This is a genomic window from Devosia sp. CN2-171 (genome assembly GCF_049354815.1).
Classification (GTDB): domain Bacteria; phylum Pseudomonadota; class Alphaproteobacteria; order Rhizobiales; family Devosiaceae; genus Devosia_A.
The window spans coordinates 1,580,528-1,592,957 of record NZ_CP186479.1 but is presented as its reverse complement, the minus strand read 5'-3'; the positions used below and the strand labels follow the sequence as shown (position 1 = coordinate 1,592,957).

The 12,430-nt window shown below is 64.1% G+C and carries 12 protein-coding genes; 9 read left to right on the top strand and 3 right to left on the bottom strand.

From position 1 onward, the window contains the following. Positions 1-42 precede the first annotated feature (42 nt). On the top strand, positions 43-1,689 hold the full coding sequence (locus tag ACOYW5_RS07925; protein ID WP_423068706.1) for a GMC family oxidoreductase: 1,647 nt from the start codon (positions 43-45) through the stop codon (positions 1,687-1,689). Between the two features lie 11 nt (positions 1,690-1,700). After that, positions 1,701-2,471, top strand: a complete 771-nt coding sequence (locus ACOYW5_RS07920; protein WP_423068705.1) for an SDR family NAD(P)-dependent oxidoreductase — start codon at positions 1,701-1,703, stop codon at positions 2,469-2,471. Positions 2,472-2,484: 13 nt separating this feature from the next. Here ACOYW5_RS07920 and moaA read toward each other — a convergent pair whose 3' ends face one another. Both moaA and ACOYW5_RS07910 read right to left on the bottom strand, forming a co-directional pair. Continuing rightward, positions 2,485-3,525 (bottom strand): GTP 3',8-cyclase MoaA, encoded by a 1,041-nt coding sequence (moaA, locus tag ACOYW5_RS07915; RefSeq protein WP_423068704.1) that lies wholly within the window; start codon positions 3,523-3,525, stop codon positions 2,485-2,487. An 80-nt stretch (positions 3,526-3,605) separates the two neighbouring features. Then, the gene (locus tag ACOYW5_RS07910) at positions 3,606-4,166 is read right to left on the bottom strand and encodes a L,D-transpeptidase (RefSeq protein WP_423068703.1); all 561 of its coding nucleotides are present in this window, start codon (positions 4,164-4,166) and stop codon (positions 3,606-3,608) included. Between ACOYW5_RS07910 and ACOYW5_RS07905 the strand changes: the two genes are divergently transcribed. From ACOYW5_RS07905 to ACOYW5_RS07880, 6 genes are all read left to right on the top strand, one after another. Continuing rightward, the gene (locus ACOYW5_RS07905; protein WP_423068702.1) at positions 4,165-4,374 is read left to right on the top strand and encodes a hypothetical protein; all 210 of its coding nucleotides are present in this window, start codon (positions 4,165-4,167) and stop codon (positions 4,372-4,374) included. The genes ACOYW5_RS07910 and ACOYW5_RS07905 overlap by 2 nt on opposite strands. A 61-nt stretch (positions 4,375-4,435) precedes the next feature. After that, on the top strand, positions 4,436-5,128 hold the full coding sequence (gene rpiA / locus ACOYW5_RS07900; RefSeq protein WP_423068701.1) for a ribose-5-phosphate isomerase RpiA: 693 nt from the start codon (positions 4,436-4,438) through the stop codon (positions 5,126-5,128). Between the two features lie 55 nt (positions 5,129-5,183). Further along, a complete protein-coding gene (locus ACOYW5_RS07895; RefSeq protein WP_423068700.1) occupies positions 5,184-5,708 on the top strand; it encodes a DUF2059 domain-containing protein in 525 nt (174 codons plus the stop codon). 68 nt (positions 5,709-5,776) lie between these two features. Beyond that, positions 5,777-7,153 (top strand): glutathione-disulfide reductase, encoded by a 1,377-nt coding sequence (gorA, locus tag ACOYW5_RS07890; protein ID WP_423068699.1) that lies wholly within the window; start codon positions 5,777-5,779, stop codon positions 7,151-7,153. A gap of 64 nt (positions 7,154-7,217) precedes the next feature. After that, positions 7,218-8,603 (top strand): class II 3-deoxy-7-phosphoheptulonate synthase, encoded by a 1,386-nt coding sequence (locus ACOYW5_RS07885; protein ID WP_423069428.1) that lies wholly within the window; start codon positions 7,218-7,220, stop codon positions 8,601-8,603. A 122-nt stretch (positions 8,604-8,725) separates the two neighbouring features. Further along, on the top strand, positions 8,726-10,654 hold the full coding sequence (locus ACOYW5_RS07880) for a PAS domain-containing protein (protein WP_423068698.1): 1,929 nt from the start codon (positions 8,726-8,728) through the stop codon (positions 10,652-10,654). Here ACOYW5_RS07880 and ACOYW5_RS07875 read toward each other — a convergent pair. After that, entirely contained in the window at positions 10,614-11,081 is a 468-nt protein-coding gene (locus ACOYW5_RS07875; protein WP_423068697.1) for a response regulator, read from the bottom strand. The genes ACOYW5_RS07880 and ACOYW5_RS07875 overlap by 41 nt on opposite strands. 178 nt (positions 11,082-11,259) lie before the next feature. Between ACOYW5_RS07875 and ACOYW5_RS07870 the strand changes: the two genes are divergently transcribed. Continuing rightward, positions 11,260-12,381, top strand: coding sequence for a hypothetical protein (locus ACOYW5_RS07870; RefSeq protein WP_423068696.1), 1,122 nt, complete (start codon positions 11,260-11,262; stop codon positions 12,379-12,381). Positions 12,382-12,430: the final 49 nt, after the last annotated feature.

Below are 12,430 nucleotides of genomic sequence, written 5' to 3'. Positions count from 1 at the left end.
CGTCGGCACTAGGGAATGCCGGCAGCTCTGGAGGGGGCGTCAATGCGGGAGGAATTCGATCACATCGTGATCGGAGGCGGAGCGTCCGGCTGTGTTGCTGCGGCACGGCTGGTGACGGATGGCGACCACAGGGTGCTGCTCCTCGAGGCCGGATACTCGCACCATCATCCGCTGCTCGACATGCCGCCGGGGATCTTCAAGCTGATCAACGGCTCCAAGTACATGACCTACCACCACACTGTTCCGCAGCAGCACCTGAACGGTCGCGTCCACGACATCCCGCAGGGCAACGTTCTTGGCGGCGGCACCTCGGTGAACGCGCAGGTCTATATGCGCGGCCGGCCCTCGGACTACGACGAGTGGGACCAGATCCTGCGCGGCAGCAACGATGGCGCGCCCTGGGACTGGAGCACCGTGCTTCGCCATTTCCGCCGTATCGAAGGCAACAATCGCATCGCCAACGACTACCACGGCAATGACGGGCCGCTGCTGGTCTCCGATCCCGGCCACATCGATGATGTGTCGCGCTGGTTCGTGCAGAGCGTGCAGCTGAAGGGCGAGCCCTTCACCAACGATTTCAACGGGCAAGCCCAGCGCGGCGTCGGCTTCTACCAGTTCATGAATCGCAAGGGTAAGCGCTCGAGCGCTGCCTATGCCTATGTCGAGCCGCTGAAAAACGATCCGCGCCTGACCGTGCGCCTCCAGGCCGCAGTGCTGCGGATCAATATCGAGAAGGGCAAGGCGGTCAGCGTCACCTACAAGGACGCTGTCGGCGCCGAGCACACGGTCTATTCCAAGGGTGACATCGTCCTCAGTGCCGGGGCGCTGGTAACGCCCAAGCTGCTGATGCTCTCGGGCCTGGGCCCGGCGGAGCAGCTCAAGACGCACGGTATCGACGTCCTCGCCGACCTGCCGGGCGTAGGTCAGAACCTCATCGACCACCCCGAAGTGCCGGTCATCTCGGTCGCCAACGGACCATACGGCTACTTCCGACAGGGCGTCGGCTGGCGGATGCTGAAGAACGGGCTCAACTTCAAGCTGTTCGGCAACGGCCCCATCCTCTCGGCCGGCTTCGAAGCGGGCGCCTTCATCAACCCCGTCGATCCCGATGCACCGCCCTCGATCCAGGCCTTCTGCGTGCCGATCGTCTATCTCGACCGCGACCTGCTGAAAGTGTTCGACGACACCTATGGCGTGACCATCACCACCGTGCTGGTGAAGCCGAAATCGCGCGGCTATGTCGAGCTACGCTCCGCCAATCCCGCCGACATGCCGCTGGTCTCGCCGCATCTGCTCCAGGATCCCGACGACCTGGCGATGATGGTCGCCGGCCAGCGCTACTTCCGCGACGTGCTGCTCTCCGGACCGCTCGGCAAGCGGGTCGAGAAGGTGATCGCGCCTGCAGGACCGGACCTCAGCGACGAGGTGATGGCTGATCACTGCCGCCGCTTCGTCAAAACGAACTACCATCCGGCCAGCACTGCCAGGATGGGCGCCGACGGCGACCGCATGGCCGTGCTCGATGCGCGGATGCGGGTGCGCGGGATCGACAACCTGCGCGTTTCCGACATGTCGGCTGTGCCCAATATCAACGCCGGTAACACCACGGCGCCTGCCATGATGCTGGGCGATCGCTGTGTCGACTTCATCCTCGGGCTCGATCGGCCCGATGCAGCAACGGTTCATTGAGGGAGGGTAGAGTGACGGTCTTCGATCTGTTTCGACTGGACGGCAAGACGGCGCTGGTCACCGGCGCCACCCGCGGTATCGGACTCGGTATCGTCGAGGCGCTGGTGGACGCCGGCGCGCATGTAATTCTCTCGTCCAAGGTCCCCAAGCCCGACGTCCTCGCCCGCTTCCGCGACGCCGGGCACAAGGTCGACTACATCCAGGGCGATGTGCAGGAGCCAGCCGTGCCGGCGCACTTGATCGAAGAGGCCGTCCGACTCGGCGGCGGCAGGCTCGACATCCTCGTCAACAACGCCGGTGTGGCCCAGCACGGCGAAACCGAAACCTTCCCGGCTGAACAGTATCGCCGGCTGATGGATATCAATGTCGACAGTGTCTTCCGCGCCTGCCAGGCGGCACTCACGCCGATGCGGAAGCAGCAGAGCGGAGTCATCCTCAATATCGGCTCGATCTCCGGCCTGGTCTCGAACATCCCGCAGCGGCAGGCGGCCTACAACGCCAGCAAGGCCGCAGTGCACATGCTGACCAAGAGCCTCGCCTCGGACTATGCCGAAGAGGGCATCCGGGTGAACGCAATCGCGCCCGGCTACATCACCACCGATATGACCAATGGCGGACTCGCCGACCCCGTCTGGGGCCCGGTCTGGCGCGACATGACCCCGATGAAGCGGCCGGGGTCGGCGATGGATATCGGTGCAGCGGCGCTCTACCTCTGCAGCGCGGCGAGCGGATACGTGACCGGCGAGGTGCTGGTGGTGGATGGGGGGTATACGGTTCGGTGAGGCCGCGGGCGGTCTAGCCCCCGGTCACACTCATATGCCGGCCCAGCGCCGGGGTCGTGTGAGCCCGGTCGAGCACGAAGTCGTGCCCCTTGGGCTTCAATAGCATCGCCCGATCCAGAGCCGCGTCGAGCGCCACCGAACCGCCGCCGCGGATCGCGCCGCGCAGGTCGACCATGTCGTCCTGCCCGAGGCACATATAGAGCTGGCCGGTCGCCGTCAGCCGCACACGGTTGCAGCTTTCGCAGAAGTTGTGGCTCATCGGCGTGATGAAGCCGATCAGGCCGCCCGTCTCGGCGACATAGTCGTAGCGCGCCGGCCCACCGGTGCGGTGATCGGTCGGCTCGAGTGTGTAGCGCGCCTTGAGGCGCTCGCGCATCTCGCGCAGCGGCAGATAGCTGTCGACCCGGTCGATACCCACTTCGCCCAGCGGCATGCCCTCGATCAGCGTCAGTCCGAAGCCACGGCCGTGCGCCCAATGCAGCATCGGCTCGATCTCGTCCTCATTGACGCCGCGCATGGCGACCATGTTGATCTTGATCTTCAGTCCGGCTTCGTCGGCCGCATCGAGTCCGTCGAGCACGTCGGCGATGCGTCCGCGGCGGGTGATTTCGGCGAAGCGCTTCTCGTCGAGCGTATCGAGCGAGACGTTGAGCCGCTTGACCCCCGCCCGCGCCAGCCCCTCGGCATGAGGCCGAAGCTGGCTGCCATTGGTGGTGAGGGTGACTTCCTCGAGCCCATGCCCGATATGCCCGCCGATCTTTTCGACCAGCTCCATGATGTCGCGTCGCACCAGCGGCTCGCCGCCGGTGAGCCGAACCTTCTTCACGCCGCGCGAGACGAAGGCGGTGACGATCTGGTCGATCTCCTCAAAGCTCAGCACGTCCTTCTTGGGCAGGAAGGTCATGTGCTCGCTCATGCAATAGACGCAGCGGAAATCGCAGCGGTCCGTCACCGACACCCGCAGATAGGTGATCTGGCGGCCATAACGGTCGATCAGCGGCCGGGCGGTGGAGCGGGGCGCGATATCGGGCTGTTCGAGCAATGTCACGGACATACCCCTTCATACTGCCGACGCGCGCAATAAAAAAGGGCCGGTCGCGCGGACCGGCCCTGCAATTCATGGGGAGCGGCGCGTTACTGGTGCACGATGACCAGGGCGCCAACCTTCACGCGCGAGTAGAGGTCGGTGACATCCTCGTTGGTGAGGCGGATGCAACCGGACGAAACGGCCTGACCGATGGTCCAGGGTTCCGAAGTGCCGTGGATGCGGTAGAGCGTCGAGCCGATATAGAGCGCGCGGGCACCAAGCGGATTGTCCGGGCCACCGGGCATATAGGCCGGCAGGTCCGGAACGCGCTTGCGCATCTGCGCCGGCGGCGTCCAACCTGGCCACTCGGCCACGCGGGTGATGCGGTGCTGGCCCGACCAGCGGAAGCCGTCACGGCCGACGCCGATGCCGTACTTCATCGCCTTGCCGTCCTCGAGCACGAGGTAGAGGCGACGCTCCGAGGTCTCGACGATGATGGTGCCGGGCTTGTACTTGGTGTCGTAGTCGACGATCGTCTTGGCGATCGGGCTGCCGCGCTTGTTGCGGGCCTTCACCGTTGTGGCGTCTTCCCACGCATTGGTGTCGGCATTGTAGACGCGCGCCGCTGCGGCCGGGGCCACCAGCGACAAGCTCAGGATCGCCGCCATGGCGGCAATCGCAATTCTGCTTCTGGACATGTTCTTCAAACTGCGCCTCTTGACGGAAATGGCCGCGATACTGCGCGCCAGTCGAGCCATGGTTGATAAAGGGTTCCATACGCCCAACAAACGGGCGATGCCACGATTCGGACAAACTGCTAACAATCGCGCCACATTGTGTTGCCGCGATGCGACATTTCCATTCACCTCTGCGTGAAATGGAGCAGTTGACACGAAGTAGTCGGTCCTCTTAGTGCGCCGGCAACAGGGAGGGCCTCATGAGCAATGATCCGAAGTGGCTTGCGGCCAAGGCTGCCATGGCAGAGGTCCGGAGCGGCATGCGCCTGGGTTTGGGCACGGGTTCGACCGCCAAGCACTTCGTCGACCTGATCGGCGAAGCCGTTGCCGGTGGCCTCGACGTCCTGTGCGTGCCGACCTCCGAGGTAACGGCCTCGCAGGCCCGCGGCCTCAACATACCGCTGACCGATCTCGAGACGACGCCCGAACTCGATCTCACCGTCGACGGCGCCGACGAAGTCGGACCCGGCCTCGCACTGATCAAGGGCGCGGGCGGTGCCTTGCTGCGCGAAAAGATCGTCGCGGCGGTATCGGCGCGGATGGTGGTGATCGCCGATGCGAGCAAGCGCGTCGACATGCTCGGCCGCTTCCCGCTGCCCATCGAAGTGAACCACTTCGGCATCGGCGCCACGACTATCGCAATCGGCAAGCTGATGACCGCGTTTGGTGCCGAGGGCGGACTCAAGCGACGGCTCCGCCAGGACGGCACGCCCTTCGTCACCGATGGCGGCCACGCCATCCTCGATGCTTCTTTTGGCCGTATTCCTCGGCCAGAAGCGCTGGCAACCGCCTTGGTCGACATACCGGGCGTGGTTGAGCACGGGCTGTTCATCGGCCTCTGCAAGCGGGCCTACGTGGCCGGCCCGGCCGGTGTCGACGTTATGGACGGCTGATGGCCGCTCTTGTAGGGCTAGTAGGGGAAATTCTAACCAGATGGGCACCAAGCTGATGAAGTCCACTTCCAGGCGCGCGCTGACAATTGCCGCTGCGCTGCTTTCGCTGATCCTTTCCGCCTTCGCCGCTCTGCCGGCGATGAGCCAGCAGTCGGCCGAGATCTCGCCCGAGGCGCTGGCGCTAGCACGCAAGTATGTCGACCTGACCGATACCGGCGGTCTCTACGAGGGTACGATCGTCCAGGCCGGCATCCGCACCTACCAGCAGTTGCTGCCCCAGAACCCGGAAATCGCCGGGCCGCTGGACAAGGCGATCGAGAAGGTGCTCAGCGACTACAAGGGCCGCAAGAGCGAGCTGTTCGACCAGTTCGCGCGCGTCTACGCGGTGTTCTTCACCGTCGAGGAGCTGCAGCAGATCGTCGATTTCTACAGCTCGCCGACCGGCCAGAGGCTGGCCAAGTCGAACGCATCGACCAGCGGTACCATCAACCGCATCATGGACGTATTCGCCTCGAACCTGAACACCGAGTTCTTCGCCGCCGTGCGCGCCGAGCTCAAGGCCCAAGGTATCGACACCTGAGGTTTTGACACCTATCTGATCAAGGGCCCCGTCATCGCACGGGGCCTTTTTGCGTTCGGGGACTTTCGATGAGCGACACCTACGATCTCATAGTGATCGGCGCCGGTTCGGGCGGCGTGCGTGCGGCGCGGATTTCGGCGGCCTATGGCGCCCGTGTCGCCATCATCGAGGAGTATCGTGTCGGCGGCACCTGTGTGATCCGTGGCTGCGTCCCCAAGAAACTGTTCGTCTACGCTTCGCGCTACAAGGACCTGTTCGAGATCGCCCCGAGCTTCGGCTGGGATGTCGGCGCGCCCACCTTCGACTGGGCGACGCTCGTGGCCAACAAGGACAAGGAGATCGCGCGACTCGAGGCGGCCTATGTCGCCGGCCTCGAAAAGCCGGGTGCCGAGATCATCCGCGACCGCGCCGTGCTGACCGGACCGAACAGCGTGAAGCTGCTGAAATCCGGCCGCGAACTGACGGCCACGACCATCCTGGTCGCTACCGGCGCGCATCCGTTCATTCCCGATATCCCCGGCAAGGAGCTGGGGATCAGCTCGAACGAGGCTTTCCATCTCAAGAAGCTCCCGCACTCCATCCTCATCGAGGGCGGCGGCTTCATCTCGGCCGAGTTCGCGACGATCTTCTCGGGGCTGGGCGTGCACACGACCATCGTCTATCGCGGCGACCGGCTGCTGCGTGGCTTTGACGAGGATTTGCGGGTTGGGCTCGAAGCCGGCCTCGAGGCGCGCGGGGTCAAGATCATCCACCAGACCAACGTGCTCGGCATGCGCCCGACCGGTGACGACATCTCTGTCAGCTTCTCCGATGGTGTCGATGCCCCGTTCGGCGCCGTGATGTTCGCCACTGGTCGCTCGCCGAACACCGCGGGGCTCGGCCTCGAGGCCGCCGGTGTCGAACTGGCCTGGGACGGGGCCGTGAAGGTGGATTCGTATTCACGCTCCACCGTCCCCTCGATCTACGCCGTCGGTGATGTCACCAATCGGGCCCAGCTGACGCCGATCGCCATCCGCGAGGGCCACGCCTTTGCCGATACGGTGTTCGGCGACAAGCCGACCGCTGTCGATCATTCGCTGATCGGCGAGGCAGTGTTCGCCGAGCCCGAAGTCGGCACTGTCGGCCTCACCGAGCACGATGCCGCGACGCATGGCAACATCGACGTGTACGTCACCCGCTTCCGGCCGATGATCAACACGCTGTCGCTCAAGTCTGAGCGCATGATGATGAAGCTGATCACCCGGGCCGATGGCGGCGAGGTGCTTGGCGTTCACGTCCTGGGCCCCGGCGCTGCCGAGATCATCCAGATGGCGGCGATTCCGATGGGCATGAAGGCCAGCAAGGCCGATTTCGACCGCACAATCGCCATGCACCCGACGGCCGCGGAAGAACTCGTGACCTTCAAGAAGCCCAGCTACGTCTACCGGGATGGGGTGAAGCAGTAGCGCAACCCGCTTCACACAGCCGCAATCCCCTGATAGGACGCGCGCCACCGGGAGGTAGTGCGTGATGCCGACGACTTGGACGCCGCAGAGCTGGAGAGAAAAGCCGATTACGCAGGTTCCTGTGTATCCGGACCCGGCCAAGCTCGAGGCGGCTGAGGCTCAGCTCAAGAAGTTTCCGCCGCTGGTGTTTGCCGGCGAGGCGCGCGAACTGAAGCATCAGCTGGCCGATGTGGCCGCAGGCCGGGCTTTCCTGCTCCAGGGCGGCGATTGCGCCGAGAGCTTTGCCGAGCACGGCGCCGATCACATCCGCGACTTCTTCCGCGTCTTCCTGCAGATGGCGATCGTCCTGACGCACGGGGCGGCCAAGCCCGTGGTGAAGGTCGGCCGCATCGCCGGCCAGTTCGCCAAGCCCCGTTCGTCCGACAGCGAGACCATCGATGGCGTGACGCTGCCGTCCTATCGCGGCGACATCATCAACGACATCGGCTTCACCGAAGCCTCGCGCATTCCCGATCCGGAGCGCCTGCTGCTCGCTTATCGTCAGTCGGCAGCGACGCTGAACCTGCTGCGCGCCTTCGCCTCCGGCGGTTATGCCGACCTGACCCGCGTCCATGAATGGACCATGGGCTTCATGAAGGACACCACGGCTTATCCGCGCTTCGAGGAGATCGCGGCCAAGATCGACGACGCGATCGACTTCATGCGCGCGCTTGGCCTCACCTCCGAAAACACCCCGTCGCTGCGCGAGACCAAGTTCTACACCAGCCATGAAGCGCTGCTGCTCGGCTACGAGGAGGCGTTGACCCGCCGGGACTCGATCACCGGCGACTATTACGCCACGTCCGGCCACATGCTGTGGATCGGCGACCGGACCCGCCAGGTCGATGCCGCCCATGTCGAGTACTTCTCGGGCATCCGCAACCCGATCGGGGTCAAGTGCGGCCCGAGCCTTGAGGCCGACGACCTGCTGAGGATCATCGACAAGCTGAACCCCGGCAACGAGGCCGGCCGCATCACGCTCATCGGTCGTTTCGGCTCGGACAAGATCGCCGACCATCTGCCGCGCCTCATCGAGGCGGTCGAACGCGAGGGCAGGGTGGTCGTGTGGTGCTCGGACCCGATGCACGGCAATACGATCAAGGCGTCGAACGGTTACAAGACCCGGCCCTTCGAGCGCGTGCTGAGCGAAGTGAAGAGCTTCTTCGACATTCACCGCACCCTCGGCACCCATGCTGGCGGCATCCACATCGAGATGACCGGCGACGACGTGACCGAATGCACCGGTGGTGGCGTCGCCGCTATAACCGAGGCCGGGCTGCAGGACCGCTACCACACCTACTGCGACCCGCGCCTCAACGCCTCGCAGTCACTCGAACTCGCCTTCCTCGTCGCCGAGGAACTGCGCACGCAGCGCCCGGCGCGGGCGGATCGGGTCGTGGCCGCCGAATAGTTCGGCGATACATTATTTTGTGTGTCGCCGAACTTTTTTTGACGATACCTAGTTGTCACGATCAGGCGACGCAGGTGTCGCCCTGCGCGCGTCAGTCGCTTTGGGAATGGTTATCGGGGTACATGCCGAACACGCTTTTCCCAGCCGCTGACCCTGAAACACGCGCCTCGCTCGCCAAGAACGCTACCCTCAATATTCTCAACAGCTTCAATTGGGGCTCAACCAGCATAGGCCCTATCGCAAGCTGGCCCGAAAGCCTTCGTGGCGCGGTGCGCACCATCATACTGTCGGACGTGCCGATGGTCCTGCTGGCCGGCAAGAAGGACGGCATCCTGATCTACAACGATGGCTACGCCGTCTTTGCAGGCGAGCGCCACCCGTCCATCTTCGGCCAGCCGGTGCTGACGGCGTGGCCCGAGGTCGCCGACTTCAACGCCGAAAACATGCGCCGCGGCTTCGGCGGCGAATCCTGGCAACTGACCGGCCAGGAACTCCTGCTTGATCGCGGCGGCGGGCCAACTCCGGCCTATATCGACCTCAGCTACAGCCCGGTCGCCGGAGACGATGGTAAGCCCGTCGCGGTACTCGCGATCGTCCAGGAAGTGACGAACAGCGTGAAGGCCGGCCAAGCGCTTGAGGAGTACCGGGAAAAGCTCGACCTGGCGCTCAGGGCGTCGGGCATGGTCGGCACCTGGGATTGGGATATCGTGAACAACGTGGTGACGGCGGACGAGAGGTTCGCGGCGCTCTACCACGTCAGCCCAGGCCGCGCCGCCGTAGGTCTGCCGATCGAGGAGTTCATGGGTGCGATCCATCCCGAGGACCGGCAGCGTGCTCTGTCCGAGATCAGCGCCTCCCTGAAAGACGCCGGACCTGTTCGGTTCGAGTACCGCATTCTGAACACCGACGGTTCGGTAACCTGGGTTGTCGCGTCCGGTCGTGTCATTACCGATGGCGATGGCATGGCGGTGCGGTTGCCCGGTGTAGTTGTGGACATCACTGAGGAACGGCGGATCGGCCAGCAGCTGGCGGAAAGCGAACAGCGTTTCCGCACGCTCGCCGACACCATGCCGCAAATGGTGTGGTCGACCCTGCCGGATGGATACCACGACTATTACAATGCCCGCTGGTACGAATATACCGGGGTCCCGGAAGGCTCGACGGACGGCGAGGGTTGGAACGACATGTTCCACCCGGAGGATCAGGAGCGCGCCTGGAGTGTCTGGCAGCATTCCCTGGAGACGGGCGAGCCCTACTACATCGAATATCGTCTGCGGCACCACTCGGGCGAGTATCGCTGGGTGCTTGGTCGCGCTCTGCCCATTCGAGATGCCTCAGGCCGCATCGTCCGGTGGTTCGGCACCTGCACCGATATCCACGAGTCAAAACTCGCACAAGAGGAGCGCGAAGTTGTGGCCCAGGAGTTGAGCCACCGCATCAAGAACATCTTCGCGGTGATCGGCGGGATTGTCAGTCTGGGTGCTCGCTCGCACCCTGAGGCAAAAGGGTTCGCCGACAGCCTGCGCGAACGCATCTTCGCGCTCGGCAAGGCGCATGATTTCGTCCGGCCACATTCGCGCAGTTCCATGCCGCGCTCGAACCCCGCCAGCCTTCACGCCCTGATCCGTGAGCTTCTGCAGCCCTACCGGCTGGGCGATGTCGAGCGCGTGCACTTTGCGGGCGAGGACGCGCCAATCGATGATGGGGCGGCAACACCATTGGCGCTGCTGTTCCACGAACTCGCGACCAACGCGGCGAAGTACGGGGCTTTGTCTCGACCCGATGGGCGCATCGACATCACGACCAGCATCGACGGCAGCGACTACCTCGTAACCTGGTCGGAGCACGGTGGCCCCCGGCCCGATCCAAAGGCCACCGGCTTCGGTTCGCGACTGATCTCGCTAAGCGTGGAGGGTCAACTCAGGGGCAACATGGAGCGGATGTTTGAGGAGGACGGGCTGCGCATGGAGCTGACGCTGCCGCTGGCTTCTCTCAATCGCAAGGCGGAACTCACGCAAACGCAGACCGTTCCGGTGAACCAAACAGCCTGAGACGAGGGGGCGGCATTGCTGTTGCCGGTCGCTTGTTGCGCAAAGCCACCGCATACTCGACCGCCTGCCGCAGTTCAGCCGTCTCGACGGGCTTGGGGATAACCCCCACCGTTCCGGGTACACCGTCGCCGAGCTGGCCCGGGTTGGCCGTCATATACACAACGGTTACGCCGAGGTCGGCAAGCGCCTTGCCGACCTCGATCCCGGTCGGCCCGTCCACGAGGTTGATGTCGACGAACGCCAGTTCCGCCTGCTCGGCGAGCGCCAGGGCTTTGCGGCTATCGGCAGCGATCCCGACCGGCTGGTGACCCAGGTCGTAAAGCAGGTTTTCAAATTCGATGGCGACGAAAATCTCGTCTTCCACCACCAGAACCTTCGAACTCATCATATCACCTAAAGCACTATCATCTCTGTCCTGCCAACTCATCAGCCCCAGCCATGGTTGCAGGCGCGGTGCACATGTGAGGGATGAAACCTGTGCATTGTTATCAAACCGTGTGGTTCGAAGGGTTTGGCGGCGAGTCCTCGCATCATGCCAGCGGCATTTAGCGGAACATTAACCCTAACAGGGCATAAACGACGCAAGTAGTGTTGCGGAGTTTGTCATGTCCCGTCTGGCCACCAGCCTAGTTGTTCTCGCCGCAGCCGCAGGCAGCGCGCCGGCATTCGCTGCCGATTGGAACTCCGCCTCGCCTGAGGACATCTATCGCGGCGCTTACTCGGTAGAGCCCCAGGACTGGACCGAACTGGGGGACGACAGCGACGGCATCCACATGGAGACCGGCCTTCGTTACTGGTACTCGATGGGCAGCCAGACTCATCATGTGGGCTCGGCGGGCGATTTCGAGGAATCGGACACTGCACACACCCTCGAGGGCCACATCCGCATCGAGGACGACGCGACCAGCACCTACGGCAAGGCCTGGGCCGGCTACACGGCAGCGATCAACGGGACATACTCCGACCCATACGGCAGCGCTGATGTCGTCGACGGCGTGCTGGGCTATGCCGGTGCCGATTTCGGCTGGAACGCCATCAGCGACAACAAGGGCAACGGGGCCGGCTTCTTCATCGGCTACAACTACTGGAACAACTCGCCGCGCACTGCGCGAGCCAACTACGCCGAAGTCGAGACCATCGACTACGATGACCAGACGGGCGTCTGGTCGATCGGTGGCGCCAGCGTCGACGATCGCATCGAGCTCAACATGCTGCGCCTCGGCATTAGCGGTAAGGCCAAGATCAGCGACTATTTCGACATCAGCGCCGAAGTGGCAGCTGTGCCGTTCGCCACCATTTCCGGAGTCATCGGCGGTCATGCCATCATGGGCTCGGACGAGCCGGGCCAGTATCCAGGCTGTTCGGACCCCGATCCGGCACTCTGCGCGCCCTACTTCTTCAAGACCTCGCCCACCGAGGTCAACGGCTGGGGCTACGGCGCGATGGGCGAGCTGATGGCTGGCATCACCCCGGCCGAGAACATCACGTTCCGCATTGGCGGCCGCGCCTGGTATGTCGGCGGCACTTACGATGCCACCTATTCGGGCGCCGAGGTTACACCGCCGATCTACCAGGAGATCGAGGATCCCGATAATCCGGGTACCTTCATCCCGGCTGATCCTCCTTACTCGGAGCCGAGCGTGGCGACTGAGGACTTTATCGAGACCGCCAACCCGTTCTCGCTCTTCCGCTACGGCCTGCTCGCCGAGCTGACCTACAAGTTCTGACAAGGCTCGCATTGCCGCAACCGGCTGTCCGCTTGCCCCGTTGGGGGTG

Excerpts from the sequence above, each read along its gene's own strand:
- ACOYW5_RS07895 (WP_423068700.1), top strand. The coding sequence starts at position 5,184 with ATGAAGTCCACTTCCAGGCGCGCGCTGACAATTGCCGCTGCGCTGCTT.
- ACOYW5_RS07885 (WP_423069428.1), top strand. The coding sequence starts at position 7,218 with ATGCCGACGACTTGGACGCCGCAGAGCTGGAGAGAAAAGCCGATTACG.
- gorA (WP_423068699.1), top strand. The coding sequence starts at position 5,777 with ATGAGCGACACCTACGATCTCATAGTGATCGGCGCCGGTTCGGGCGGC.
- ACOYW5_RS07910 (WP_423068703.1), bottom strand. The coding sequence starts at position 4,166 with ATGGCGGCGATCCTGAGCTTGTCGCTGGTGGCCCCGGCCGCAGCGGCG.
- ACOYW5_RS07905 (WP_423068702.1), top strand. The coding sequence starts at position 4,165 with ATGGCGGCAATCGCAATTCTGCTTCTGGACATGTTCTTCAAACTGCGC.
- ACOYW5_RS07870 (WP_423068696.1), top strand. The coding sequence starts at position 11,260 with ATGTCCCGTCTGGCCACCAGCCTAGTTGTTCTCGCCGCAGCCGCAGGC.
- ACOYW5_RS07875 (WP_423068697.1), bottom strand. The coding sequence starts at position 11,081 with ATGAGTTGGCAGGACAGAGATGATAGTGCTTTAGGTGATATGATGAGT.
- rpiA (WP_423068701.1), top strand. The coding sequence starts at position 4,436 with ATGAGCAATGATCCGAAGTGGCTTGCGGCCAAGGCTGCCATGGCAGAG.
- ACOYW5_RS07925 (WP_423068706.1), top strand. The coding sequence starts at position 43 with ATGCGGGAGGAATTCGATCACATCGTGATCGGAGGCGGAGCGTCCGGC.
- moaA (WP_423068704.1), bottom strand. The coding sequence starts at position 3,525 with ATGTCCGTGACATTGCTCGAACAGCCCGATATCGCGCCCCGCTCCACC.
- ACOYW5_RS07880 (WP_423068698.1), top strand. The coding sequence starts at position 8,726 with ATGCCGAACACGCTTTTCCCAGCCGCTGACCCTGAAACACGCGCCTCG.